Source organism: Fictibacillus sp. 5RED26 (genome assembly GCF_015903895.1).
In the GTDB taxonomy this organism is placed as follows: domain Bacteria; phylum Bacillota; class Bacilli; order Bacillales; family Fictibacillaceae; genus Fictibacillus; species Fictibacillus phosphorivorans.
The window spans coordinates 656141-682549 of sequence record NZ_JACZDU010000001.1 but is presented as its reverse complement, the minus strand read 5'-3'; the positions used below and the strand labels follow the sequence as shown (position 1 = coordinate 682549).

General features: G+C 37.0%; 34 protein-coding genes and 1 pseudogene. 14 read left to right on the top strand and 21 right to left on the bottom strand.

Translation table 11 applies throughout. The annotated features are described in order from the left end of the window. Position 1: 1 nt before the first annotated feature. On the top strand, positions 2–550 hold the full coding sequence (locus tag IHV10_RS03640) for an HAAS signaling domain-containing protein (protein ID WP_197127365.1): 549 nt from the start codon (positions 2–4) through the stop codon (positions 548–550). Then, positions 547–1308: a DUF4097 family beta strand repeat-containing protein gene (locus IHV10_RS03635; protein WP_197127364.1), complete on the top strand. Its 762-nt coding sequence runs from the start codon at positions 547–549 to the stop codon at positions 1306–1308. The genes IHV10_RS03640 and IHV10_RS03635 overlap by 4 nt, the downstream gene beginning before the upstream one ends. 43 nt (positions 1309–1351) lie before the next feature. Here the strand turns inward: IHV10_RS03635 and IHV10_RS03630 are convergent, their stop codons facing one another. The 5 genes from IHV10_RS03630 to IHV10_RS03610 form a co-directional block, all read right to left on the bottom strand. Next, positions 1352–2149, bottom strand: coding sequence for a DeoR/GlpR family DNA-binding transcription regulator (locus IHV10_RS03630; protein ID WP_197127363.1), 798 nt, complete (start codon positions 2147–2149; stop codon positions 1352–1354). Between the two features lie 250 nt (positions 2150–2399). Continuing rightward, positions 2400–2723 carry a nucleoside triphosphate pyrophosphohydrolase gene (locus tag IHV10_RS03625; protein ID WP_197127362.1) on the bottom strand — a complete coding sequence of 108 codons (324 nt, stop codon included), beginning with the start codon at positions 2721–2723 and terminating at the stop codon, positions 2400–2402. A 65-nt stretch (positions 2724–2788) separates the two neighbouring features. Then, complete coding sequence (locus IHV10_RS03620) at positions 2789–3820, bottom strand: YkvI family membrane protein (RefSeq protein ID WP_197127361.1); 1032 nt, start codon at positions 3818–3820, stop codon at positions 2789–2791. 106 nt (positions 3821–3926) lie between these two features. After that, positions 3927–5036, bottom strand: coding sequence for a GGDEF domain-containing protein (locus tag IHV10_RS03615; protein WP_197127360.1), 1110 nt, complete (start codon positions 5034–5036; stop codon positions 3927–3929). 174 nt (positions 5037–5210) lie between these two features. Further along, entirely contained in the window at positions 5211–5492 is a 282-nt protein-coding gene (locus IHV10_RS03610) for a hypothetical protein (RefSeq protein WP_191752768.1), read from the bottom strand. A gap of 208 nt (positions 5493–5700) precedes the next feature. On the opposite strand from IHV10_RS03610, the gene IHV10_RS03605 reads away from it, so the two are divergent. Continuing rightward, complete coding sequence (locus IHV10_RS03605; protein ID WP_370568777.1) at positions 5701–6108, top strand: phage holin family protein; 408 nt, start codon at positions 5701–5703, stop codon at positions 6106–6108. 3 nt (positions 6109–6111) lie between these two features. Here IHV10_RS03605 and IHV10_RS03600 read toward each other — a convergent pair whose 3' ends face one another. Further along, positions 6112–6369: a flagellar biosynthesis anti-sigma factor FlgM gene (locus IHV10_RS03600; protein ID WP_171005494.1), complete on the bottom strand. Its 258-nt coding sequence runs from the start codon at positions 6367–6369 to the stop codon at positions 6112–6114. Beyond that, positions 6366–6626 (bottom strand): hypothetical protein, encoded by a 261-nt coding sequence (locus IHV10_RS03595; protein WP_197127359.1) that lies wholly within the window; start codon positions 6624–6626, stop codon positions 6366–6368. Before IHV10_RS03595 ends, IHV10_RS03600 begins: the two co-directional genes overlap by 4 nt. 240 nt (positions 6627–6866) lie before the next feature. On the opposite strand from IHV10_RS03595, the gene IHV10_RS03590 reads away from it, so the two are divergent. Next, the gene (locus tag IHV10_RS03590) at positions 6867–8168 is read left to right on the top strand and encodes a purine/pyrimidine permease (protein ID WP_197127358.1); all 1302 of its coding nucleotides are present in this window, start codon (positions 6867–6869) and stop codon (positions 8166–8168) included. A gap of 47 nt (positions 8169–8215) precedes the next feature. On the opposite strand, the gene IHV10_RS03585 is transcribed toward IHV10_RS03590, so the two are convergent. Both IHV10_RS03585 and IHV10_RS03580 read right to left on the bottom strand, forming a co-directional pair. Then, positions 8216–9100: an alpha/beta fold hydrolase gene (locus IHV10_RS03585; RefSeq protein WP_197127357.1), complete on the bottom strand. Its 885-nt coding sequence runs from the start codon at positions 9098–9100 to the stop codon at positions 8216–8218. Then, positions 9101–9496 (bottom strand): hypothetical protein, encoded by a 396-nt coding sequence (locus IHV10_RS03580; RefSeq protein WP_197127356.1) that lies wholly within the window; start codon positions 9494–9496, stop codon positions 9101–9103. It lies immediately after the preceding gene. Between the two features lie 119 nt (positions 9497–9615). Here IHV10_RS03580 and IHV10_RS03575 point away from each other — a divergent pair, with 119 nt between their 5' ends. Then, complete coding sequence (locus tag IHV10_RS03575) at positions 9616–10164, top strand: DUF402 domain-containing protein (RefSeq protein WP_197127355.1); 549 nt, start codon at positions 9616–9618, stop codon at positions 10162–10164. Between the two features lie 59 nt (positions 10165–10223). Here the strand turns inward: IHV10_RS03575 and IHV10_RS03570 are convergent, their stop codons facing one another. Then, positions 10224–10460 (bottom strand): hypothetical protein, encoded by a 237-nt coding sequence (locus IHV10_RS03570; protein WP_197127354.1) that lies wholly within the window; start codon positions 10458–10460, stop codon positions 10224–10226. A 117-nt stretch (positions 10461–10577) separates the two neighbouring features. Then, complete coding sequence (locus tag IHV10_RS03565; RefSeq protein ID WP_197127353.1) at positions 10578–11153, bottom strand: cysteine hydrolase family protein; 576 nt, start codon at positions 11151–11153, stop codon at positions 10578–10580. Positions 11154–11299: 146 nt separating this feature from the next. Between IHV10_RS03565 and IHV10_RS03560 the strand changes: the two genes are divergently transcribed. Next, positions 11300–11935 (top strand): LysE family transporter, encoded by a 636-nt coding sequence (locus IHV10_RS03560; RefSeq protein ID WP_197127352.1) that lies wholly within the window; start codon positions 11300–11302, stop codon positions 11933–11935. A gap of 40 nt (positions 11936–11975) precedes the next feature. Here the strand turns inward: IHV10_RS03560 and IHV10_RS03555 are convergent, their stop codons facing one another. Then, entirely contained in the window at positions 11976–12704 is a 729-nt protein-coding gene (locus IHV10_RS03555; RefSeq protein WP_197127351.1) for a TraR/DksA C4-type zinc finger protein, read from the bottom strand. 302 nt (positions 12705–13006) lie between these two features. On the opposite strand from IHV10_RS03555, the gene IHV10_RS03550 reads away from it, so the two are divergent. The 3 genes from IHV10_RS03550 (at position 13007) to IHV10_RS03540 (ending at position 15539) form a co-directional block, all read left to right on the top strand. After that, positions 13007–14503 carry an HD domain-containing phosphohydrolase gene (locus IHV10_RS03550; RefSeq protein ID WP_197127350.1) on the top strand — a complete coding sequence of 499 codons (1497 nt, stop codon included), beginning with the start codon at positions 13007–13009 and terminating at the stop codon, positions 14501–14503. 15 nt (positions 14504–14518) lie between these two features. Then, complete coding sequence (locus IHV10_RS03545) at positions 14519–15097, top strand: GNAT family N-acetyltransferase (RefSeq protein ID WP_197127349.1); 579 nt, start codon at positions 14519–14521, stop codon at positions 15095–15097. A 79-nt stretch (positions 15098–15176) separates the two neighbouring features. Further along, positions 15177–15539, top strand: coding sequence for a hypothetical protein (locus IHV10_RS03540; RefSeq protein ID WP_197127348.1), 363 nt, complete (start codon positions 15177–15179; stop codon positions 15537–15539). A gap of 38 nt (positions 15540–15577) precedes the next feature. Here IHV10_RS03540 and IHV10_RS03535 read toward each other — a convergent pair whose 3' ends face one another. Then, on the bottom strand, positions 15578–15982 hold the full coding sequence (locus tag IHV10_RS03535; protein ID WP_197127347.1) for a hypothetical protein: 405 nt from the start codon (positions 15980–15982) through the stop codon (positions 15578–15580). A 197-nt stretch (positions 15983–16179) separates the two neighbouring features. On the opposite strand from IHV10_RS03535, the pseudogene IHV10_RS22715 reads away from it, so the two are divergent. Both IHV10_RS22715 and IHV10_RS03525 read left to right on the top strand, forming a co-directional pair. Continuing rightward, positions 16180–16741: pseudogene (locus tag IHV10_RS22715) on the top strand (site-2 protease family protein); the annotation flags it as partial. Between the two features lie 881 nt (positions 16742–17622). After that, a complete protein-coding gene (locus IHV10_RS03525) occupies positions 17623–18645 on the top strand; it encodes an NlpC/P60 family protein (RefSeq protein WP_197127345.1) in 1023 nt (340 codons plus the stop codon). Positions 18646–18695: 50 nt separating this feature from the next. Here IHV10_RS03525 and IHV10_RS03520 read toward each other — a convergent pair whose 3' ends face one another. Continuing rightward, entirely contained in the window at positions 18696–20375 is a 1680-nt protein-coding gene (locus IHV10_RS03520; protein WP_197127344.1) for a hypothetical protein, read from the bottom strand. A gap of 310 nt (positions 20376–20685) precedes the next feature. On the opposite strand from IHV10_RS03520, the gene IHV10_RS03515 reads away from it, so the two are divergent. Then, positions 20686–21123 (top strand): PH domain-containing protein, encoded by a 438-nt coding sequence (locus IHV10_RS03515; RefSeq protein ID WP_197127343.1) that lies wholly within the window; start codon positions 20686–20688, stop codon positions 21121–21123. Next, on the top strand, positions 21124–21687 hold the full coding sequence (locus IHV10_RS03510) for an HAD-IIIA family hydrolase (RefSeq protein WP_197127342.1): 564 nt from the start codon (positions 21124–21126) through the stop codon (positions 21685–21687). Positions 21688–21778: 91 nt separating this feature from the next. Here the strand turns inward: IHV10_RS03510 and IHV10_RS03505 are convergent, their stop codons facing one another. From IHV10_RS03505 to IHV10_RS03480, 6 genes are all read right to left on the bottom strand, one after another. Continuing rightward, positions 21779–22009, bottom strand: a complete 231-nt coding sequence (locus tag IHV10_RS03505; protein WP_197127341.1) for a DUF3953 domain-containing protein — start codon at positions 22007–22009, stop codon at positions 21779–21781. Between the two features lie 19 nt (positions 22010–22028). Next, on the bottom strand, positions 22029–22937 hold the full coding sequence (locus IHV10_RS03500) for a YitT family protein (protein ID WP_370568779.1): 909 nt from the start codon (positions 22935–22937) through the stop codon (positions 22029–22031). A gap of 20 nt (positions 22938–22957) precedes the next feature. Further along, entirely contained in the window at positions 22958–23518 is a 561-nt protein-coding gene (locus IHV10_RS03495) for a tyrosine-type recombinase/integrase (protein ID WP_197127340.1), read from the bottom strand. A gap of 147 nt (positions 23519–23665) precedes the next feature. After that, positions 23666–24427: a Nif3-like dinuclear metal center hexameric protein gene (locus IHV10_RS03490; protein ID WP_197127339.1), complete on the bottom strand. Its 762-nt coding sequence runs from the start codon at positions 24425–24427 to the stop codon at positions 23666–23668. Between the two features lie 104 nt (positions 24428–24531). Continuing rightward, the gene (locus tag IHV10_RS03485) at positions 24532–24765 is read right to left on the bottom strand and encodes a hypothetical protein (protein WP_197127338.1); all 234 of its coding nucleotides are present in this window, start codon (positions 24763–24765) and stop codon (positions 24532–24534) included. A gap of 136 nt (positions 24766–24901) precedes the next feature. After that, positions 24902–25084: a hypothetical protein gene (locus IHV10_RS03480; RefSeq protein WP_197127337.1), complete on the bottom strand. Its 183-nt coding sequence runs from the start codon at positions 25082–25084 to the stop codon at positions 24902–24904. Positions 25085–25206: 122 nt separating this feature from the next. Between IHV10_RS03480 and IHV10_RS03475 the strand changes: the two genes are divergently transcribed. Continuing rightward, the gene (locus IHV10_RS03475; protein WP_197127336.1) at positions 25207–25560 is read left to right on the top strand and encodes a DUF2512 family protein; all 354 of its coding nucleotides are present in this window, start codon (positions 25207–25209) and stop codon (positions 25558–25560) included. 50 nt (positions 25561–25610) lie between these two features. Here IHV10_RS03475 and IHV10_RS03470 read toward each other — a convergent pair whose 3' ends face one another. Next, a complete protein-coding gene (locus IHV10_RS03470) occupies positions 25611–26159 on the bottom strand; it encodes a class I SAM-dependent methyltransferase (RefSeq protein WP_370629639.1) in 549 nt (182 codons plus the stop codon). Between the last annotated feature and the right edge of the window lie 250 nt (positions 26160–26409).

Genomic DNA, 26409 nt, shown 5'->3' with positions numbered 1-26409 from the left:
TGTGGACAAAAATCAGTTTTTACAGCAAATAGCAAAAAACATAAAACCACTTGGAGCTAGTGAACAAAGAGAAGTTTTAGATGATTACGAAGAATATTTTGAGATGGGTTATGAGAGTGGAAGAACAGACGAAGATATCATTAAAGGTCTAGGAAGTCCTGCCAAGATCGCCAAGGAAATCCTCGCACAAACAGAAATTACAAAAGCAGAAGAAGATCCTTCTTTAACGAATGTATTTCGTGCAGTAGCTGCAACATTGGGATTAGGCTTATTTAACCTTATTTTTGTCTTAGCACCGTTTATCGTACTATTATTGTGGCCGTTCGTGATGATCGTGATATCAGGTGCATTCCTCATATCACCAATTCTTTTGCTCATTCAAGACGGATTAACGATCAACTTCTTAAAGGATATTTTTCTTATTTTCGGTTTAGTAGGTCTAGGACTCTTATTGCTAGTAGGTTCGATCAAATCATCAAGAATTGTTTACAAATTAATCTTAAGATACCTTACCTACAACCTGAGAATCATTAGGAGGAGATACTCATGATTCAAAAGATACTACGAACAGCTTACTTCTTAATCGGTATTTCAATAATAGGCAATGCCGTTCTATTTATGATGGGTGAATCTCCATTTAATCTTGCAAAAATAAATGAGCAAAAATCGATTGTTGCCTCCTCCATTAACGAAATTAAGATTGAAAGCAGTGTAGGAGATGTATTTGTTCTGCCTCATAATGGTGATCAAATAAGTATATCGATGAAAGGAAAGACGGAAAAGAAATTCTCCGATGACTTTTCACTCTCTGTAAAAAATAATAAAAACAAGTTAACGATTCAAGCTATACAAAAAAAGAATACAAAATTGTTCTCGCTATTCTCTGGTGATTACGAATTACTCATTAAACTTCCCAAAGCTGAGTATAAAAGACTTCAAGTAAACTCAGATACATCAGACATCAAGATGCACGCTATTAAAGCTAATAACATCGATCTTCAAACAAATCTAGGAGATATCCTTCTTGAAGATGTAACTGGTGTTGTGTCAGCAAAGTCAGACGTTGGTGATATCGACATACACCTTCTTCATATAAAGAAAGATATTATCGCTAAATCCAATCTTGGTGATATTACGATTAAAACAAAAAATGAACCCGATCATTTACGAACGGATCTTCGAAATACGATAGGTGACGAAAGGATAACGTTACCTTCTTCAAAAAATGGATCAATAGGAACAGGTGGACCACTTGTATTCCTTTCGTCAGAAGTAGGAGACCTCGCTTTAATGATGAGTAACGAATAATAAAAAGACCTCCACATTTGGGGGTCTTTTATAAAAAAGAAAATTATTCTGTTTCTGAAGCTGAGTGCTGCTGGCTTAATTCTGATTGAGCAATTACTACACTAACTCCTTGCTGTTCAATGGCTGACAGATGGTCTCTTTGCGCATCATCATCTGTGATTACAACGTCTAAATTGGAAACTGGCCCAACTTTCGCAAACGCGTTAACCCCTATTTTGTAATGTGGAAATACACCGATACTTTTACGGGAGACCATTCCAACTGCATTCATAAAAGCAGCTACTTCAGGCGTCGCCGTACTGATACCTCTTTCAGAGATCCCTCCACCTGTTGCGAATGAAACATCAAACGAATACTGACCGATCAGATTTGTTACTAGTGCATCCGTCATATTTCCTGATCTCTTCACTTTTCCTCCGACCACATAAAGATCAATGTTATCTTTTTCGCGAAGTATTTCAGCTGTTACAAGAGAGTTCGTCACAACAGTTAATCGGTAGTGTGGAAGATGCTTTACAATCTCATGGTGCATTCCGCCTCCACTTAGGAAAATAGTATCGTTCTCTTTGATGTACTTCACAGCTTCCTTCGCTATTGCTCTCTCATACTTAGATCCTTCTCCAAAACGAACTGCGTTTGATGTAGGTCCTTTTTTTACTTCTGTAACAGGAATTGCGCCACCATGTGTGCGTTTAAGTAGCCCGTTATCCTCTAGAGATGATAAGTCCCGGCGAATAGAATCAATCGAAACTTGGAGGGCATCAGATAATTCTTTTGCAAGCACTCGACCTTCATTCTTAAGCACTTCTAAAATCTTTTCTCTTCTTTCCTCAGAAAACATAATAATTTCCTCCGTTACCTCTTATTTCCACGTGGTACTCTAATCTTATGCTGTTTCATGCTTGTTTGTCAAACTTATTTTGCATGTTTTTTCTTTATTTATAGAAAAAAGAGCTAAAACAAGCAGTGCGTTAGCTTGTTTTAGCCCGTATTGATAGGAATATAGATTACGAGTATACAGTGTAGTCAAAGTATGTATTTCTGACAAATACAAATTTTTTAAATTTGTATTTGTCTGGGGTCAGACCCCTTTAGTCTTCTACCTTGATCAGGAAGAGACGCTCGTGAAAACGCCCTTGTTTTTGAGCCTTTTCCTGCCTGATCTCATCCAATTCTCTCAGAGTAAGATCATGTACTTTCGTTAATGCGATCAAGATCTCAAACAGCTCCGCCAGTTCTTCCGCAGCATCTATTTCATTTTTGGCTTCTCGATATTCTTTCACACCTTCTGTTAGCTTTTTCTTCAGTTCTGTTTCGAACTCCTGATTTCCAAGAATCCGAAAAGTTCCTTTCTTGCCAGCCTGTTCAAGCAGTTCTGGTATTTTATCTCGCACTAATTTATTGTAATACGCCATCGGCTCTTTTCCCTTCCAACAATTTCACAACATCTAAAAAAACAATCCTATATAAACGATATGCATCAAGTTAGTTTTTTAGCAGAAACAACACCTAAAAAAATAATTGCGATTATACCGAAGATTGGATACAAATAATGAAGAAGCTCAGAATAGCCTACTTGACTCAACAAGTAACTTCCTGTCATCAAAGCGATTAAGATGACTTGATTGGATAACCTAACATTTCTTTGCAATGCACCTGCTAGTCCGAAAATGTTACCTATTAATGTTGAGAAAATCTCCCCATAGATCACAATCACAAAAATATAATGTACAGCTACGCCGAGACCTCCTACTATTTCCGCGATTGGTATCTCATAACTCAATACACGCGGAACAGAATAGAGGACATAGTGGCTATTTAATAGAATAAAAGTTAATCCTAAGCCACCTAAAAAGCCACCCCACTTAATAACCGATTCATCATTAGCTTCTCGTGATAAAGGAACAAGGACAGCTTGTGCAAGGGTTAAGTTAAATGCTGCATAAGCAAATGAACTTACAAGCCATCTCCAATTTCCAACAAAGTCACTTTCAACAAACAGCTGCCTACCTTCAGATAGATCAAACATTGATACCGACAAAACGATAGAAAAGAATATCATGATGGGGACAATCAATGAGTTTGTCCAAAGAATCCCCTCTATGCCTTTTTTCATAACTAAATAGGTTACGAGTAGTGTAAAAACAATTCCCAATTGAAACGGAAGATGAAGTTGTTCCCAAAACAATGCCCCTGCACCTGATAACATGACTCCAGTGACTCCAAAGAGCATGATCATCATTAAAACGTTGACGATTCTTGAGGCAATCGCTCCAAACAAGTATTGATTCATCTCATCAAAAGAAGTTGCACCTAGTCGCTTTGCCATGATCATTAGCTTTGTACCAATCATGATAAAAAGAAAACCACTGATCAGAATGCCGGCAAATCCAGCTGAGCCGTATCTAGTAAAAAATTCAACGATTTCTCTTCCAGTAGCAAACCCAGCACCGACAACAGTGCCGATGTAAGTGGCGGCTATCTGCAGTATTTGTTTCATTCGACTACTCATGCCCTCACCTCCATGGCCATATCTTTTACAAACATATGCATGGACAAGGATTTTAGAAGAAAAAGAAAAAACAGCAAGATATCTCTTGCTGCAAATAAGTGACTTATTAAATATGTATAGCTTCACTGTATCCTTCAGTAATGACTCTGTTCTTCCCTTGCCTCTTTGCAACGTACAAGCTATTGTCGGCACCTTCAAAGAATGCCTGTTTATGCATGCCTCTTCTGTACGTTTGCAACCCTGTACTAATTGTTATATGTTCTTCCTTAACTTCAGGGTGTTCAAGCCTTTGTATGACCAATCGTACTTTTTCTAATAAAGTAAAAGCTTCTTCCTCATTTATATCATTTAAGATAACAACAAATTCTTCTCCGCCGTAGCGTGCGACAAAATCATCTGTAGTGACATTATCTTTTATCGCTTTCGCAATTCGTTTTAAGACGACATCTCCAATTCCGTGACCATATGTATCGTTGATCTTCTTAAAATTGTCAATATCCATCACCGCTAAATGGACGGGATAATGGTACGTTTCTGCTTGAAGCAACAACACATCCATATATTCATAAAACGCCATATGATTATACAGACCTGTTAGTGCATCTGTTTTCACTTGCTTCTCCATAATTGTTGACTTAACCATTAAATCTTGATGATCTGCCTGCGCTTTGTTAAGCTCTTTCGCCATCTCATACCCTCTACTCATAATTCCAACACAGATTGCTGTTGATGTTAAGAGAATGCAAATCATAGAGACCTGATCCATGACAGCATTCATATTTCTTAAGACCGGATGGAAATTGGAGATCAGCAGATAGGTAAGTGAGCTAAGAGCAAACGACAGCCACACTTTCTTCTTTTTAAAATAAATGGTCGATATCAGCATAGGGAAAAACAGACTCGTATACATGACATACATTTCATAGTGCACGCTGATTAAAATTGCGGAGAACATACTCGCTGTCCAGATAATGATGTAATCTATGTATTTTGTTTTCTTTATAAAACTCCATTCAGCCAAACTAACCATAAAAATCAAAAGTGCTGTCGGCAGAACAATGTACATCCCAATAAATTCTTGTAATGGCCTAGATGTAAAAAAACTATTAATGACCTCTACACACACTGACACAAAGATTACAACCCAAAATACATTTATGATTTTTCGATTCCAAGCAATGTGATTTAAGTGTGCAGGCAGGTGTTTTTTCCCCAATACATTCACCCCATCTACACGTATCCAAAATCATTATAACATTTTTTTCCTTCTTTCATTTTATTTTCCTGATTATTTCTTTTCCTTTCATAGCTCTTTTTCAACAAGAATATGCACTTATACATGGAAAACGCACAGCAAGATGAATCTGCTGTGCGGATATTTTAAGGTTATTTATTTTATTTTCACACGTTTCTTTTTAGGTAGTTTATCAAGGAGCCAGCCTCTGCCCACTTCACAAAAACGAATCGGCATCTCAAGTGTCGCGAGTATCTTATCCTTTCCATGAATGGTAAGTAATCCTGTCTCATCGTTCACTTGATCAACAACTGCATTTTCAGTACCAGAGAGCGGAAACGCCCATTTGTTGTTACCAGGATCCTTAATCTTAATCATTCTTCCGTCACAAGTTACTTTGTGGCAATGTGGAGGCAAGCCTAACGTAATTTTATTCATTGCATTTCTTTCCTCCCTTTCCGGATTTGTTTCATTGTAACAGATATAGTGCGTGTCTGACTCTATATTTTTTTAATTTTTCGACTATTTAACACATTTGAAATAAAGCTTCAAAAAATTAGGGGACGAGTAGTAGGTAATCGCCAAATCGAATTGGATTGTACAAACATATACTATACAAATTGGAGTTCAAAGGGGGAACGATCGAGTGGAAAAATGGTCCATGCTATACAACATGACTGTAGTATCATTAGGAGCAGTTGCCAGCTTCTTATTTGGTACACCAAGCATGTTATTTAAGACACTTGTCGTATTTATTGTATTAGACTATTTAACTGGTATGGCTGCTTCAGCCTACGAAGGCAGATTAAACAGCAAAGAGGGCTTTAGAGGAATACTAAAAAAAATGATCATATTTGCGATCGTCGCAGCAGCCCATTCTCTCGACCAATTGCTAGGTGGAAATTACATTCATTCCGCTACTATCTTTTTTTATTTATCCAATGAATTGTTATCAATCATTGAGAATGCAGGAAGAATGAATGTTCCGATTCCTGAGTTCATAAAAAATGCCGTTTCTCTGCTAAGACAGAAAAACGACAATCAAAATAAGTAATGTTTAATTGGAATAAAATTGTGAGATCTTTTTTGCGATTGCTTGCGCATCGATCTGGTATTCACCAGCATCAATGCGTTTTTTAATATCTAATAATTTCTTTTCTCTTATGTTTAATTGAGCATTTTCATGCAGCACTTTTGCCTCGTTAGATATGTATAGTTCGTCTTTAGCAAATGATGGCGGCTTTACAGAAGGCTGCTGATACACTTTATTCACATCATATTTTCGCTGAACGGGTTGTTGTCCATCAATTCTCATGATTTCACCTCTTCTGTGTATTGAAATGTGCCAAGCCATTTCCATTGATCATCATAATCCAAGTTGTCCAACAGTCGGAAGAACAATTCTTGTCCTGATGTATCCCATTTTACTTCGAACTCATTTCCGTTTTCTTTATCCTTACAAAAAGAATGAATCCACTGTGAAGTAAACAAGTAAGGCGTAAACTGTTCAAAGTCTAATAGATGTTTCTCTAACAATTGAATGACATCATCATGTGTAAGTTTATGCATCATTAGAATCGTCCTTTGTTTGTGGTCGTCTTAACCTGTATCTATATAATTCGGCCACTACCATTTTTTTGAGGGTATACAAATAAAATAATTCACAATTTTTTCTAATGTTCGTTATCAATACTTTCTTGCTTTATGGAGTTTTACCCGCTATACCTACATTTATAAACATCTTTCCTTTCTACGAATCAAGTGAAAGGTCTATAATGAATAGTGACGAAATACATAACAGAAGGTGTTTACATGAAATTAACGTTTTCTTCTCTTCAATGGATGGTTTTTATCCTTGCGGGTAGTTTAGTAGCTCCTATCGCTATTGGTGATGCATTTGGAATGACACAAGCAGAGACTGCAGATCTTTTACAACGTTCATTCTTAATTATTGGAGTGTCTGCGATTCTGCAAGCACTTTTCGGACATAAGCTTCCGATCAATGAAGGACCTGCTGGATTATGGTGGGGTGTTTTTACCGTTTACGCGGGGATTGTAGCTTCAGGGGCATTAACGGTTGCTGACGGGCTGCAGCAACTTACAGCGGGAATGCTGATCAGCGGCGTTCTTTTTCTACTGCTTGGAATGTTTCGCATCATAAGTTCGGTCAGAGCTCTCTTTACTCCTTTAGTTACCGGCACTTACTTAATCCTTCTCGTCTCACAGTTGAGTGGTTCTTTTATTAAAGGTATGCTCGGGATTGGATATCTGCAGGAAGGTGCAGATAGCAAAGTGGCTCTCACATCACTCTTCATCTTAATTTTATCTATCGTTCTAGGAAAGTCTCGTGTGAAATGGTTAAGAAGTTATTCCATCTTGATCTCTTTGTTACTTGGTTGGGGATTGTTCAGAATCTTGAACTTAACAAAAGAAACGATGCATAGCAATACGACTTTTGCTTTTCCAGAGTTACTAGCTTGGGGGATGCCAGAACTATCTTCCGGAACGATAATAACTTCTCTATTCGTAGGCATGCTCTTACTTACGAACATGGTAGCTAGTATTAACGTCGTCGAAAAAGCGTATGAAACAGAGAAAAAAGATTATGAACCTATCAATTATAATCGATCATCAATCATGATGGGTATAAACACGTGGATAGCTGGTCTATTTTCAGCAGTTGCAAGTGTACCTATCTCAGGTTCAGCAGGCTTCATCCTAACTACAAAAATGTTCAGCAAACTAGCATTCATTATAGGAAACGCACTTATTATCTTGATTAGCTTTTTTCCGCCACTTACTTTTTTCTTTGCTGGTATTCCTGCTCCGGTAGGATATGCAACCATATTCCTCCCTTTTTCTAGTATGATTGGTTTAGCTTTCAAAGAATATAGATCCGAGCTAAAGTCGGAAAATAATCTCTTTATTATCAGTACTTCTCTAATGGTTGGAATCGGGAGTCTCTTCATTCCTGCTGCCGCTTTAAAAGAATGGCCAAATATTATCGTAACGCTATTAAGCAACGGCCTGATCATGGGGATGCTAACATGTATGATTCTTGAACAGTTCTATAAACGAAGAAACTCGCATCAGCATGTGCAGAAAGAAGACTAATAAATAGAAAAGGGCTCCCCTCATTGTAGGGAGCCCTCTTCTAGCAATCATCTAAAAGATCTCTCTGAAACAGGTATTTCCGAGTGAAACTTTAATATGGCCGCTGCTAGTTCTTTGGCATGATCAAACATCATTAGATGTGTTGAATTAGGGATAATCACAGTCTCACTGTAAGGCAATCCTACCTTTGCCTGACCAATGAACTTTAATGATTGTTGGAAATGTCCTTCTTTTTCTGCGGGTAGAAATAGAACAGGCGATTGAACCTTCTTATACCAAGTTAAGAAATCTATATAATAGATTTCGGATATAATCTTCTGCATCGTTTGGCCTGTAGTAATATTACCTACTTTTCCGTTCTCTTTCATACGTGGTTCATATTCTGCTACATAATTGGCCCGTTCCTTATTCCATGGCAACCATTGCTCTCTATAGACCTGTTGAAATTCTTCTATCGATTCGTAATCCGGATCTAGTTGTCCTTCAAATTTAGCAAGGTGCTCTTCTAACGTCTCATCATTAAGACCATTCTCACCTGTATCGTTAATGATCGCGCCGTCTATGTTTGCGAGTGACAGAACTCTATCCTGACGCATCGCTGTAAAATATAACCCTACCATACACCCGTAAGAGCTTCCTACAAGATGTGCTTTTTCAATCTCAAAATGATTCATTACACTTTCTAAATCCTTCGCGGTATCCTCGAAAGAATATCCATAATCGGGTTGATCAGATTTCCCATGTCCACGAAGATCGTAACTTATTATTCTATAATGATCTCTCAAGAATGGAATTACTGGATTCCAAGCTTTCACTGTACCACCAAGATAGTGAATTAAAATCAACGGATTCCCCAAACCGCCATAATCATAACCTGTAAGCATTGTTCCATCATGTGATTGTATCTTATGTTGATCAAACGGAGTATCCATCTATTTCACCTCCTCTTTCATACGTTTCTGTAAATTTGATTTTGAACGAGTATTGATTTCGTTCAGTTTATTTCTAATATCTTGTTCGATATCTCTTTGGAAAAACGTTGCAAACTTGCAAAGATAAGCAATACTGTCAGCAATTTCTTTCCCAATATCTTCAGCAACTTCTTCCTTTGCGAGTTGAAAAGCCTTCTCCCCTTCAACACCTTCTTCTTTCATCTCATACGCTCTATTTAACATTCTTCTTAATTCTTCAGCAATCTCCGCTATCTCTGTCGTTAATAGCATGTGATTTAGCAAAAGGGATTCCGTGCTTTTGTCAGCACCATCTTGACTAATCTCCCATCCTTTTTGCAGTTGAAAATTCTCTAACTCTCTATGCATGCTTTTCATGATTTACAACCCCTCCGTTTCACACCATTCTATCTACATATTTCTCCACAATTTTACATAAACCTTTTTTACAATCAATAAATGTAGGTTATAATATTACCAGAATATGGAGGTTAACAATGGAACATAAAACAGCAGATCGGCCAAATTGGAAAAGAGTCACAGACAAACATTTTGAAGTAACGCATAAAGAAAGTTCTTGCTTTAAAGGAAAAGTTACAGCAATTCATTTGAAGCAAGTTTCTGAACCATTAGTTGTAAACTATAAAGAGAATAAGATATGTATTGCTGACTCTGGCTATACATGGATGCAACATTTTCCTGAGGGAGAAAATTACACGATTACCACGGTATTGGACGATAACGGTGAGGTTGTACAATTCTATATTGATATGTGTGGGGATCATGGAGTTGATGATAGAGGTATACCTTGGTTTGATGACCTATATTTAGATATCGTTATTCTTCCTGACAAAGAGCTCTTTCTTTTAGATGATGATGAGTTGATGAAAGCTTTTCAAAAAGGGGATATTAATGAAGAACAAATGAAACTTGCACATAAAACTGCTCAAAAGATTATTTCAATGCATAAAGAAGGCAAGTTTGAACAACTAGAAACATGCATTGAGCATGCTACAGAATGGAAACAAGCAAAAAAATTTCTTTAATCAAAGAGAGTATTAAAAAACCAGAGGGCGATTCCCTCGGCGATTCCCTCTGGTTTCATCTATTTATTCATATTGTTGTTTTTCTCTAAAAAACGCAAAGCATCCTCTACTTCATCTAACACTTGTGAACCGATAATTCCCTCTTCCTCATCTAAGAAAGTAACTTGGAAATAACCACTTTCTCCTTGTGGAACATAACGCATTCTAACAAGTTCAGGCTGCTGATCTTCTTCTCTCCAAAACTCCAATTCTTGTTCTGGATTGTTCATCAATTTTTCTATTTGATCACTATTCATCTGTAAGACACCTCTAGATTACTCTGATTAATTTAGTATATACATTTTTACCCTAAATAAAATCCTATAAACCATTAGCAGTATACGACATTTCCTGGGGAATATTGTCTATGTCTGTTATTGCATGTAAGGAGAAGTCCTCACCCATCGTGTTAAAGCTTCTTCTGTACTTATTATTTCCGCAAATTCTTGGTGAAGGTGAGCAAGAGCAGACTCATGGACATCTTGAGCTGAGAACACTTTTCCATCATAGGAATGAATTTTAAATGCAGCAGTTGCATCATGGATTAAAGACACTCCAAAACCATAATTTGCTGCCATTCTTGTGGTTGTAGATACACAATGGTTTGTTGTTAAACCTATTATCACAATGTGTTCGATACCCTCTTTATCTAATGCGTCTTTAAGCTCTGTACCAATAAATGCACTATTAACATTCTTAATAAAAAGAAGTTCATCTTCTTTAGGTTCAAATCCTGTTTTCAACTGATAACCTAATTTTGAAGGATGCAATGGAGAGTGTTCGTTTTCTGATTGGTGCTGAACATGAAAGACAGGCAATCCTACCTCTCGAAAGGCACCAAGTAATATAAGCATATTCACTTCAGCATTTGCATTATTTCGTTCTCCCCAGAAATCTGTTTCATCAAATCCTTTTTGAACATCAACAATAAGCAAACCTTCTTTTTTCACATTACAATCTCCTTATATTCAGACTGTGCTTCCTATTACATTACATTTTCGATGTGACTTTAATTTTTCCTTCCGTACTATTTCTGATCTAAATCTCATATTTTGTAAGTACCTTAGACAAGCCACATGAAAAAGGGGGGCACCCTTTGAACGAAATCATGATATTGAGTATTCATTTTGTTACGCTTGGTATCAGTTTAGCTATTCCAATCGGCCCTGTTAAACTTGAGATGATTAAGAATGGATTATACGGTGGTTTTTGGCCATCTTGGCTCGTTGGAATCGGGGCTGTTTGTGCAGATATATTGTTTATGTCATTTATCTTCCTAGGACTCTCGCCTTTCCTACATGAGAGATGGATTACAGTCTGCATGTTGATAACCGGTATTATGATGCTTAGTTACTTAGGAATTTCAACCATTAGAAATTCCGTTACATCCTTGCTTTTAATCGAAGAAAATACAAAAGACGACAAAAAACCTTTTTTGACAGGTTTTGTCATCGCTCTTATGAATCCCTATAATTTTATGTTTTGGTTTGGTGTTTATGGTGGTTCACTTCAAAGCATACCTTCTGCAACAAGTGAATTGTTAAGAATGGGGTTAAGTTTTTGTATAATAGTAGGAATTATTCTATGGAACCTTAACGTGGCCTTTACCGTTCATTTTTTTCGTACGCTGATTAATGAGTTTACAATTAGATGGCTAACAAGATTGGCTGGAATCGGTTTGCTTGCATTCTCTAGCTTCCTTACGTATAAATTATTAAAATTGTTTTTATAAATCATAAGGCGCTGTCTAAAATAGACAGCGCCTTGTATCTTTACTTATCATATTTTTCTCTATCTGACTGCTTCTCCTCTTCCCTGTCCAACTCTTCTTCATATTCCTCATGATTTCTGTTATGGATAACATTTCTTTCTTTTCCTGTTATATCAGTAGCAACAAAACTTTCATAGTCTTCTACAAAACCGTCATCATCATCAGAGTCTTCATACATCTCGTTATAATCTCTTTTATCAGGATCAGTAAAGTCTGAAGGAGTTTCACTCGTACCATATTTAGCAACGGACTGCCATGCATCTTCTCCATCAAAGTACGTCGCATCTTTATTGTCATTGCTTCTTGTTTTATAATCAGGTCCAATTACCTCTTCTTCAATCGGACGATCATCTGATGAGTTTTGTGCAGGGCTATGTTCTTTACAATAAAGCGTATAAGGTACGATCTCTAACCGCTCTTTTAAAATATCTTGGCCACACGTTTTACAAACTCCGTAATCACCTGTCTCAATACTTTTTAAAGCTACATCTATATCTTCAAGTTCTTTTTCATGAAGATCATTTAACGCAATATCTTTTTCTTTTTCAAATAATTCAGTGCCAAGATCACCAGGATGATTATCATAATTTGAAAGTTCACCTGTTGATTCTTTCGGAAATTCTGAATCATTACCAAATGATTCGTTCCTTTCCCTCATTCCTTTTATCTCTTCTTTTCGTGATAATAAAATTTGCTTAAAATGGTCCATTTCTTGTGTAGATAATGCCATGATTCAATCTCCCTTCCTACTTCCGTATACCATTTCATACCCGTTATTACTAATAATTATCCATCCTGTGTATTTTGCACCACTATCATACATGCTATACTTAGTGCCAAACCTTCTTGTTCTCCAGTCAATCACTATCAATAATTTTCATTTCTTCTGAACCCACAACTCATAAATGAAGCGTATTACCTAGTTATTATCAAAAAATGTTAAAAAGTGTTGAAAAATCGCTTTTTTTCCAACTTTTTGTAAGGTATGCTAATAATATCTTTTAAAAGTCATAGTAAGAAAGGCGGGGGAACATGAAGATATATGAGAATTTTGAAAAACGTTTATTAAAAAATTACGTGATTGGTTCAACCGCTGCCGTATTAGGAGTCGGAGGGGTATTTGTTTTTACCACACTCCGTTTATCAACATTCGAATTTTTAGTTTTGTGTGGTATTCTCCTTATTTCTAGTATGATTATGTTTTCTCTTGAATTTGTTTTTTTCCGTATGCATACAGCCGTTTTTAAAAATTATTTCTCGAAACAACAACCTGCCATACAGCTCGCAGAAAAAGCATATTTTCACGCGCATCATTTCCCGATTAGAACGGTTAAACGAATTCTTGGTCCACATTTATTTGGGTTATCTATACCTGCACTATGTCTAACAGCTATAGCGATCTCTTCAGGTTATTTGTCACTACCCTATTATTACATGTATCTCGCATCACTCGGAGCTATCTTAGTGGCAGGTATGCATGCGATCATTGAATTCTTTTTGACGACGAAAGCGGTTCAGCCTGTGCTTCGAAATATTCAGGAAAGAACGCTTAAGGACCATGGGAAGATATTGTCTTTAGCAACCTCTAAACACATATCTATTCAACGAAAAATTCAATGGAGCACCTTATTTATTGGAACATTTCCATTGCTGTTGTTCGCACTCGCGAATCAAGTACGCTTATATCATTTATCCGCACCTGTAAACGGATCGTATTGGAGTTGGGCTTTCTTCATCTTATTGATCGGTATTTCTTTTGCTATCTATGGAGCATACTTATTGTTTAAAGATATTCAACAGCCTATGAACGAACTTCAAACAGGCATGCATGAGGTCCGCACCGGAAATTCTAATGCGAAAGTCAACGATCTGTATTCAGATGAGTTCTCTAAACTTATAAAAGGCTTTAATCATATGGCTCAAGCTATACAATCTCGTGAACATGAAAACAAACAGCTGCTCGAAAGTTTTTTCGCGACGATGGCTGCCACTTTGGATGCACGAGATCCTTACACAGCGGGGCATAGCTTACGAGTTGCCGATTATGCAATGAAGATCGGTCAGATGGCAGGACTGCCGTTTCAACAATTGGTACAACTTCGAAAAGCAGCTCTTTTGCATGATATAGGAAAAATCGGTATACCCGATGTCGTCTTATTGAAAGAATCAAAATTAACTTCAGAAGAATTTGAACAAATAAAAAAGCATCCAGTAATAGGTGCTGACATCCTAGCGCAAGTTCAGCCTTATGACGCGATGCAACCACTGCTTCCTGGTGTTCGTTATCATCATGAACGCTATGATGGTAACGGCTATCCTGAACAGCTAGCTGGAGAAAACATCCCTATTTTCGGAAGAATCATTGCTGTAGCCGATGCTTATGATGCAATGACATCTGATAGACCATACCGGAAAGGGATGACCCATGAAAAAGCATTGGCTATCTTAGAGGATGGAAAAGGTACACAATGGGATCCATACTTAACCCAACTATTTATTGAAGAGATGTCGTTAAAATCTATTTCTTAATACAGGAGGTAATTATTGAATACATACGATCATTTTCCAGTCATTGAAACCGATAGACTAAGACTAAGACCCGTTATTCAATCAGATGTAAAGGAAATATACGAAACCTTCTCTGATGGTGACGCACTTCAATTCTATGGAATGGAACCTTTAAAAACAGAGGAAGAAGCTTTTGAGCTTATTCAAGCGTTCGAAAAAGGATTTACAACAGGAAGCTCCATCCGTTGGGGAATCATTCTAAAAGAACAAGATAAACTCATTGGAACATGCGGATTTCATAATTGGAGCAAATCAGACAGAAGAACAGAACTCGGCTATGAACTAAATCGAGCATATTGGCATAATGGATTTATGAACGAGGCATTACGAGCGATTCTTCATTATGGTTTCAATGGGATCGAATTTAACAGAATTGCTGCTGTGATCAGACCGGAAAACAATTCTTCACGCTCACTTGTAACGAAACTTGGTTTTCAAGAAGAAGCATTACTTCACGAACACCAAAGAGTTGGAGATCATTATTATGATATGTACATTTATTCCTTACTAAAAAAGAACGCTGATCTATATGGACAAGAAGCTAAGAGTATTTAGCTTCTTTTTTTCTTTTCTACGTAATAGGTTTCAAAATAGCTTACTAGAGGTATGAAAAGGAAAAAGGAGGTATTCGAGAATGGAACAAAAAGGAACGTTTTATGTAACAGCTAAAGGCGATATGCAGCCTCTTCCAACTGATGATCATGTGCATTATTTTGAAATTCAAGCTTCTTATGATGAAAAGCAACAGCTAGAGCATCTGTTTGCAAAAATGCACGCTAACAATAAACAAGAAGGATTGGATATTTTCTCACCGAAAAGACACTTTTCTGAATCACATGCTGAATACCATCGAGGAAAAGACAGTAAGCTTGTGTACGAATTGTTTAGGAACCTCTACTTATTAGGAACTGAAAAAACGAAGCGAGAAATTGAAGAGATGGAAGTTTTGCCTGAATTATACGAAGCTAGCCATGATACAATCGAAAAAGTAAAATAGCACCGGAATTTTTCCGGTGCTTTTCTTGTTGAGCAACTCTATTCCCACTCTATCGTTCCATCTTCTTTAATCCAAAATCTTACCATTCCTAAATCATCCAATGCATGTCTGATCGTATTTGCTTTTTCACGATAACTTGGAGTGTCGGGATGAGCAAGTACTAATGTCTTAGCAGGGTTTTTTTCATGACTTTTTAGCAGATTTACAAATTTCAGACAAAATTCATTCTGGTTTTGATAGCCAGTTATTTCAGACATATTCCCTTCCGCTGCGATCAGAAGTGTATGATATTCATTTGTTGCAATCAAATCTACACCGTCAATCTCATTGCACGTTTCAGTTTCATAGCCTTCGCGTAATAAATATCCTTCTACTGCTTTAATCACTTCTGCTTTGTTCATAACAAATGCATCACTAATATATGGATGGTCATGTAGAGCCAAACTCATCACTCCTTCTTATCTATAACAGCATTCGCAACACTTTCCTATCAATAGAGGGGTACTTAAATGTCGTATACCCCTATTTTTCAATCAAAAAACCGTCTATTAAGGAATTTTCTTAAAAGAGAAACTTCTTTCCCCTTTTAACGTATTTCCTTTAAGATAGAAATAAGAAACTATAGTTGGGGGATTCATACATGGCTCAAAAAGCTGAAAAACAAAACCAATCCCGTATATGGACCATCATAGCGGGAATAGGTTTGTTTCTGTTAAGTAAATTAAAGTGGGTGTTCACCCTACTAAAATTAGGGAAATTCGCAACACTCATCTCCATGTTTATATCACTTGGTGCATACGCGGCATTTTATGGCTGGAAATTCGCAGTAGCAATCGTATATCTAATTTTTGTGCATGAGATGGGCCATTTAGTCGCTGCTAAACAAAAAGGAATAAAAACATCGCCCGCGATATTTATCCCGTTTATGGGTGCCGCGATCGGTATGAAAGAGATGCCTAAAAATGCTAAAGACGAAGCCTATATCGCTTATGCAGGACCGTTGTTCGGGTTATTATCTTTCTTGCCAGCTGTGTTTCTGTATGAAACGACTGCAGAACCATTCTGGGGCTTGGTCATCTTTTTAGGGGCAATGATCAACCTATTTAACTTGTTCCCCGTCTCACCACTCGATGGCGGTAGAATTGTTGGAGTTCTGTCTACTAAGATCTGGTTTATTGGTTTATTACTTGTTCTGCCTTATTTGTTCATATCACCTGACCCAATCATTTTCTTAATCTTCATTTTCGGTATCCTAACATGGTGGAAACGAGTTCGTGAAGACTTTGAACAAAACAAACTGAAAGAAACGCTTACTTTGTTTCAATCAGAACAAGATAAACCCACTGTGATTAATCAGGAGATGAATGAATACAAGGACATGCCGAACTTTGGTTATATCATCGGTACTTATTTAGAAGATGTGCGTGTTGCAAAAGATAGACTAAAGCGAAACATGCCAACCGGGTATTCGTTCCCTGTTCTGCAGGATAAGAAGAAAATTCGTAAACATCGTACATTAGTGGAAATAGAAATTTTAAACAACCGTGAACGGTTCCTACAAACACTCTTAGAAGAATATGAGAGCAATCAACGTCAGAAAGAATATATTCATAACATGTATAAAGAAGCTGATCCTGAAGAGTTGGCAACTATACCAGAGCTTTCAAACTTTAGCCACAGCAGCTTGTTTGAAGCGTATGAACAAAGCTTGTTATCTGAAAAAGCAAACATCGAGAAACAATTTGAACAAACTAAAAACTATTACGTCTCAAACACCAAAACAAAAGTGATCGTGTTGATCATGTATCTATTGTTAGCAGGAGTCTTGTCTGCTTTTGTTGTTTACGGAAATCAGCTTATGGATGCAAACCGTTTTTTAATAGGCTAGACCTATTAAACACCTCTTAAAGGAGGTGTTTTTTTCATCCCTCTTTTTACCTGCAATCTATCATTTCTAGTACATAAGCTACAGATGATCCAAAACATACATAAGGCTATTCGACTTATCTTTTGCAAGTATAAAAGGAATGCCAAACAAAAAACACGAATGATGTAGAAAAATAGAAAAAGGAGCGAAGGTGCTATGAAAAAAATAGTAAAAATATTATTTTCACTTGCTGTGTTACTTGGTATATTTTCAAACACAGCTTCAGCTGAAAAAGGAGCAACAAACAAAGATATTGTTGGGAAAGATATGTATGTGAATGTTGCTGCAGCAACCCTTTGGGTAGGACCAGATGCAGCAAGACCTGTTGATGATCCATCGGTTTCTTACCCCGTTGACTTAAGAAGCTGGACAACCAGTATGACGTATGAAGAAAAGCTTTGGTTAGTAGGCGAACTTGAAACACAAGCGCTATATGGTCAAAAAGTACATATTTTGGAACATCAAGGTGATTGGGTAAAAGTTGCGGTCTATGGCCAGCCTACCCCTAGAAATGAGCTTGGATATCCAGGGTGGATGCCGTTAGCACAATTAACTTACTCTGAGCACTTTAAAAAAGCTGAAGGAAAACAATTTGCATTGATTACAAGTCCAACTGCTTGGCTTTCTAAAGGACCATTTGGACATAAAAAAGACCTTGAATTAAGCTACAACACGAAGTTGCCAGTTATTAAGAAACTAGGAAAAACGATTGCCGTTTTAACACCTCAAGGAAAAGTTCGTTGGCTTAATGCGAAAGATGCAAAAGTATATAGAAGTGAAAGTGATATTCCGGTTCCAACAGGCGAAGAACTCGTAGAAGAAGCTAAGAAATTTCTAGGTCTTCCTTATTTATGGGCTGGAGCTTCAGGGTTTGGATTTGATTGTTCTGGGTTTACACACACCATCCATAAAGCAAACGGCATAACAATTCCACGAGACTCAGGCCCGCAATCTAAGGAAGGGCTGATCGTTGATAAAGATCAACTGCAGCCTGGGGATCTCATGTTCTTTGCTTATGATGAAGGAAAAGGACGCGTTCATCATGTAGCGATGTATGCCGGGAACGGTATGATGATCCACTCTCCGAACACTGCATCTACAGTAAGACTCGATCCGATCTCAACACCTGCTTATGCTGTAGAATTCTCAGGAGCACGAAGATATATTCCACAACCTTAACAAAAGAGCAGAGCACAATGAATTGTGCTCTGCCTTTTTATTATCATCAATTATTCTAAACCTTCTATTGTCATTTCTGTTACAGGTAAAAATGCTTCACCCGTATTTTGATAAGTAACGTTAACTTTATCTTGTTCTTTTAAATAGATAGCTAGAGGACTGTTTTCTGAAGATACGATGTAGCTCTTACGGTTATCCAGCAAGAAGGATACAATCGTATAATCCCCTACTTTTTCTTTATAAACGCGAAGCACGGCACCTGTTATCTGTTTTTCCTCTGCATCCGATGTTCCATCAACTGTACCTCCACCTCGCTGTAAAGCGGTTTTGTATTGCTTTATTGCAGCATTTGGTGTATTTGCATAAACAGAGATTTCTGGGTTTGCGGCAGAGACGATAAAATAGTTCTGTAGGAATCCATTCGAATCTAGAACAGGGGTCAGCCAGCTTGCTTCTCCATAGAAGTTATACAATACGGGCATCTCACCGTCCCATTTTTTCTCGATAAACTTCTTTTCTATGATCTCTAAAGCTCCTTCAGAATCCATATAAGACTCTTCAAGATTACCAGTAAAATAGGTCGCCTTCCCCGTTCTTGCATCTGTTAATGAATAACCGAGCATAGAGTCGACTCCCTCTTTCGGGCTTGTAAAGTCGGTAAAGTAAAACATATCACCATTCTCATCAAAGATTGGGCTTACATTAGCTTCCGTTCCTTCATCAGATGGAAGCTTCACATCCTTTTTACCGAATTTACTGTTCCAGAATCCATGCACATAATTACCAAAGTAACTGTTTTGCAGGCTAACTGTTTCTGGAGATACGGCGCCATCAATAAAGGATGGAATGTCCTTGATGTGATAATTTTTTGTATTTCCATTTTCAGGATCTGTTACGACAATACCTTTTACTTTAAATCCGTTACGCGCAGATATGAATTCTCCATAGGAGCGAATATAAAACGGCTTTCCATCATCATCGATCTCTAGTTGTGGATCGCCATAGAAAATGTATTCTGGATAACTTGAGCGCATATGTCGTTCAACGTTTTTATTAAAATAAGAAGATGGTGTATAAGTCATTTCTGATTTAATAAACTTCGGGTTGGCCGAAGAATCGGTAGCACTCAATGTAAAATACCCTGGGGTCACATCGCCATTCCACCACTTAAAAAGTCCAGAGAATTCAACAGGTGCAATATAGACGTATTTTCCGTCCACTTTTTGAATTTGTAGATTTCCTAATTCATAAAAGCTTGTGTTTGGCACTTGCCCGAAAGACTTTCTCATTTTATTTCTTGCAAACTTGGGCGGAACACTTGCCGGAGTTTCTTTCTCATCAAATGACTCGATTTCTGTCTTTTCTGCCATTTTGGATGACTGATACTTTTCACTAGCGTTAAATAATCCAGCAGACAGAAAAAAGATACCAATGATCAAGCTAATAAGGAACAAAGCCAGCTTGATCAACCTTTCTTTACCTTTCGCAAAAAACGCACCGATGGCTGTAACAATAATCGCAAGTATCCAGATTGACGAAAAATTGCGATCCAGATTCGTTATATAATAGAAAACAAATATTGCAGGAATGGTACAAATAGTAACACTAATCATAGTACCAGTAAGGTTGTTCTTCTTTTCTTTTTTTACAGGCTTTTTGCCGCTAGAGATCGGAAAGATCACTAATGCTGCGGCTAGACCCACAATGATGGAAAATAACAAGATGTTCATAAACTATCCCCTTTTTTAACATTTACTTCTTTACCCTATTAATCAATACGACTGAATATGTAAAAAGTTCCATAACAAATAAAATACGAGAAATTTAACTTCCTAAAAACAATAAGTCTCCAGATTCAACTCTACTTCCATTATAATGGAATAAAAAGGATGTATTTTCCTCGCTCCTTCGATTGATAGGTTATTCTGTACTAATCGTTACTTTGTTCCCTAACCTACTTCCTTTTTTGATTAATTATTATCTACCTAAAAGCATACAAGTTCCCATATCTATTATTCTTTTTAAAGGAGTTGTCACAAAATGAAATACCCCTCAAAAAAAGATTGGTGGCTTGGATTGATTCTATTTGGCGCCATCGTTTATGGCGCTTATATCAGTACATACGCCTTACTTTCAGAAAAAGCAGATCTGTTAGGAATAATGATTACAATCATTATTAATCTTTCCTTGATCTCGTTTATCAGTTGGCTTTGGTTTACAACCTACTACGTTTTAGAAGAAAAAGAACTGATCATTAGATGTGGTCCGATCAACAAAAGAATCCCATATCGTGAAATTTCATCTGCCCATAAAACATTGAATCCAATTTCCAGCCCAGCTCTATCCTTAAAACGTATCAATATTACGTATCAGTTTGGAATGGCTCTTATCTCCCCTAAGAATAGGGATGAGTTTTTACAAGAACTTAGTAAACGATGTCCGAATGCAACAATCAAATTTAATCAGGAGCTGATATAGATGAATGGAGCTTTTCAAGCTGTTTTTTTAGATCGTGACGGAACGATTGGCGGTTCAGACCAGATAGAATATCCAGGGGATTTTAAACTTTTTCATTTTACTCAAGAAGTGATTCAAACACTCAAATTTCATAAAATTTCCGTTTTTTCTTTCACTAATCAGCCTGGAATCAGTCGTGGTGATGCATGCGTAGAAGACTTTATCAGTGAATTAAGTGCGTTTGGATTTGATGATGTTTATCTTTGTCCGCATCACCATACAGAGAGCTGTGATTGCAGAAAGCCTGCCATCGGCATGCTGAAGGAGGCGGCAAGTGATCATAATCTTGACCTATCAAAGTGTGTCGTAATTGGTGACCGGTGGACAGATATGCTTGCTGCCAAATCTGCTGGCTGCATAGCAATATTAGTACAAACTGGCTCTGGAAAAGCTTCGTGGAATCAAAATCATACTTCTTCTAGTATTCAACCTGATCATGTCGCTTTAACGTTAAAAGAAGGAGTGAAATGGTTGTTTGAGCAAACAATCATCGATCAAGAAACAAGAAGAAGCGCTCCTTTCTAAAAGATATTTACTCTCACATCCATTTTTGACACGAAAATAACCAAAAGAAAAAACGCCTCGAAAAAAGACGAGGCGTTTTAACATTAAAACATTAAACGATAAAGGATTGTACAGAAACATAAAGGTTTACAGCAAATGCAAAAAAGCAGAGATAACTTATCCATTTTTTCTTTTTTTGCCACTCTTCAAATCCTATAACAAGTAATAATAATGCAACTCCAAGAGAAGTATATGGTGTTAAATCATGATTCCCTGTAGATAACCCATATACAGCAAGCAATAGAACGACTGCAGAGAAAGCCATTTTCAATATACCGAACAAGTTACACTCTCCCTCTATTTTAGTGAATTCCCTTTTTCTTAAACCTTCCGCCTTTTACTTCGGCAATATCAGCAATCGCTAGAAAGGCACTCGTATCAAATTCATCGACAATATCTTTGAGCTTCGCCTCTTCTAGACGAGTGATCACACAGAATACAACACCTTTTTCGTCACCTGTATACGCGCCTTCACCTTTTAGATAGGTAACTCCACGTCCTAAGCGGTGAAGGATGGCGTCCCCGATCTCTTTATGATTATCACTAATGATCCATGCGGACTTCGATTCTTCGAGACCTGTAATCGTTAAGTCAATCGTCTTGAATGCAATAAAGTAAGCGATTAGTGAATACATAGCTCTATCCCAAGTGAAAACAAAACCTGCTGCTCCAAGAATAAAAATATTAAAGAACATGATAATTTCACCAACAGAAAAAGGCAGTTTGTTATTTGAGAGTATAGCTAAGATTTCTGTACCATCTAATGATCCACCACTTCGGATTACCATTCCAATCCCGACACCGATAAATATACCTCCAAAAACAGTCGCTAATAATAAATCGTCTGTAAATGGTGGAACAGGATGCAATAATGTAGTTGCGATTGAAAGAACGATGATTCCATATAATGTTGAGATCGCAAATGTTTTTCCGATCTGCTTATAACCAACAAAAATAAACGGTAAGTTTAATATGAATAGAAAGAGTCCTAATTTTAATCCTGTGATGTGAGATAGCATGATCGAGATACCGGCTATGCCACCATCAATAACATTGTTTGGTACTAAGAATATTTCTAGCCCAACTGCCATCAGTATGGCTCCGAACGTTATGAGGATCGCTCTTGTAGCAAGTTTTCCTTTCGTTAACTTCTTGTGTTGTTTCTTTATCTGGTCCATGGCCTGTGCATTTGTTATCGCTTCTTCTGTCATAAGTACCTCCACACTTTCCCTTATAATCTTACGTCAATCTGCGTTTTAATGGGATCTTCCCTAGAGATCCCAAGATATTTAAGTGTTTCAGAAGGACTTGAATGGTTGAAATGCCTTTGCAATAGAGATATGGCTACTCCTCTTTTATAGGCATGGTAGCCGAATGTTTTACGCAGCGAGTTCGTGCCAATTTTACCTTTGATCCCTGCATGTTCTGCAGCTTGATGAATGACTCGATAAGCTTGCTGTCGAGTAATCGGCAACTTTGTTTTTTTAGATAAAAATAAAAAATCCTCTCGCTTTAGATCTGCACATTCAACATACTGAATAATGATCTTCTTAACCGTTTCGTTTAAGAATACCTCTTTATTCCCCTCTTTATTAGGGATAGAATAAAAATCATGAACGACTAAATCTTCTGATATTAAATCTTTTACTTGTATGCAAAGTAATTCAGTAATTTTTAAACCCGTGTTGATTCCTAAAACAAATAAAACATAATCTCTCACCGAGTTTTTCTTTAAATAACGTTTAATCGCATTGATCTCTTTAATATCTCTTAAAGCTTCAACATATTCCATCTGAATATCCACCTTATATGATGTTACTTAATACTATTATATCAAACGGTTATGTAACATTAAAAATATATGCTCAAAGTTACTCCTTTATTAATCTCTGCTTTTCATAAAGAAAAAAACCTCCTTAGAATAGAAGGTTTTTAACATTTAACATGATTCTATATGTTCTTCGTTTATCCTAACCACTTTTACATTTGGATAATGTTTCTGAATTCGAAAAACTAAGTTCTCTACACCGAAGATTTCAGTATATGTGTGACTTCCAACATATAAGGAAATGCCTGCAAAATTTGCATACTGAACAGAATATAACGTTCGTTCTCCCGTAATAAATGCATCGCAGTTCTGTTTCTTCGCATACTCAATGAGTGCTGTATTATTTCCTGCACCAGTAAGGATACCTACTTTGTTAATCCGACGATCGTGATTTTTCCATGCTTTTACTGGTTCTTCCATTACATGTTCAAGTCGTTCTTTTAGTTCCAAAAAAGTAAGTGGCTCATGAAAAATGCCGATGCCTGGCAACTCTTGATTATCCTTAAATGAGGATAAACTCGTAATCTCATCAATATCTATCCGTTCGAATAAAGCTGTACTCGTCCCAAATTCCACAAAATCAAGTGGATAATGAGTGAAGTAATGCGATATATGATGTTTCTTTAACGCATCCACACACACTTCTTTCATTCCGTAAACAAAATCCCAAGCATCGTGATGAGTGATCAATAGATCTGCTCCGCTGTTATGCGCTTTCTCCACAGTCTCTGGGGTTAAATTTGTCGCATAAGCGATTACTTTAATCTCTTTCTCAACCTTATGCGTAAAGCCGTATTCACCCTCATCTTCAAATTCCTTGATCCACTTTCCAAAAAGCTGTGTCATCAATATCTCGAAATCTCCAGTATTCATAACGGCATCTCCAATTCTTTGTTTCAACCATTATTACATGTTTTTCCATATGATTCTATAAGAAAAGACCAAGTATTTAAACTTGGCCATACCGATTGTACTTATTATGTTTCGTCCTCTAATGAACTTTCAAGGTGCTTCATTAAATCGTAATAGTCATCTGGTCTTTGAAACTGTTCAACAGACCAATGCTGTTTAATCCACTGAGCAACTTCACTAGCACTGTTGAAGACTTCACCTGTCGTATCACTATCCCGTACTGTAAAGACCATATTGTCATAATCAACTGTAACATCACATGGAAACTTTCCGTCCTTTTTATATAGTGAATACTCCACCTTTCTAGCCTCCTTGTAAATTACTTTCTTACAGAAGTAATACCCACTCCCTTCATGTTTTATGACACTTCAGTGAAGAAGTTTTTAAACAAGGTATAAAACATGGCTGTAACGTTCATTCTGTTAAAGATTGCAACTATAGGTCTTTTACGATGGATTTAGCATCATTCGAATAGGCTGTTTTCGTAAGCTTTGTTGCTTTAGGAAGTGTTGATTTCCGTTCCAGGCTGCTCGCTTTCCACGGGGCAGACGCTGAGCCACATTCGTACGTTTCACTCTTAAGTGTCTCAGCTGTCCGCCTGTCCCGTAGGAGTCTCACACCTTCCACTCCAATCAATTTTCAAAGGTGACAAGGAGTTCAAAGCAACAATCTTTTAGAAAAGAGCGTTCGAAAAACATAAGATTCCCTATCAATTTAATTAGGACAAGGAGTAAATGAGCATGCAAAGTTTGATGATAAAAATTTTAGGTATTCCACTCGCACTTATATTAGCTAACTTTATATTTAAAAGTGTAGATTTTGAATTTGTCCAACCTTATATTTGGATCACGGTCATATTAGCTCCTCTAGGTGTATTGCTAGAATATATTATGGTTCCTCGCATTTCATACAGCAAGCAGCTTACGGTCGATTTTGCTTCAAGTTTTGTACTTGTCTACCTATTGGGACTTGCTTTACCTGGTGTAAGTATCACTTTGTGGGGCTCGTTTCTTATTGCTATCCTGATAACATGTATGGAGGCGATGGTTCATAAGCATTTAATCTCTGATCATTTGGACCATTCTTATCGCTAAACAAAAAAATGATCTGCACTTAACCGTGCTGATCATTTTTTGTCTTTCATTTATTTTTCACATATATATACAAAAGCTGGAGGGAAATTTTTCGCCACAAATGATATTTCAACGGTACGAAAGATGCTCTGAAATGTTCTTTTCATCTGAGTAGAATATTGAAATGCTACTAATATTCCCCCGGGCCGTAGCGACCTGTATACTTCCTCGACAATCTCGTTTTGTAATTCGCGTGTGAAATTTGCAAAAGGCAGACCTGAGAAAATCGCATCGAGTGTTTCCTGATCTTTTCCGGTACTACTTAAGATATGACGAGCATCTTCACATACGGTATTTCTAAAAAACTCTAGTTTGAGTTTTTTTCTCATCTCTTCATCTTTTTCGAATATATAAAGCTCTGAGCCTGGCTTTAGATTGCGTATTATTTCTTTGGTTATTACACCAGTGCCGGCTCCTAATTCAGCAGCGATATCTATATGATCCCAGCATAGAGGAGCCGTCATTTTCTTAGCTAAGCTAAGAGAGCTTGGAAACAGACTCCCTACTTGTTTTGGTGATTGAAAAAACTTTTGTATAAATAAAGGGGTTCCGCCTTCCACCCTTAACACCTACTTTAATTCCGATTAATACAATCAATTTTATCTAGTATATTCACGAAATTTAGGTTGGTGAAAATACTGGACTCTTGAAATCTTTTTCCATTTATACCGTTTGTTCCTACATACTTCAGGGAATATTTATTTGGAAGAAATAAACGGAGCTCATCAATGTTTATCAGCTAACCTTACATGCCAAAAGAGAGTGGAAAAAATTATAATTGATAATTATGTTAGGTTTTGTTACATTAAA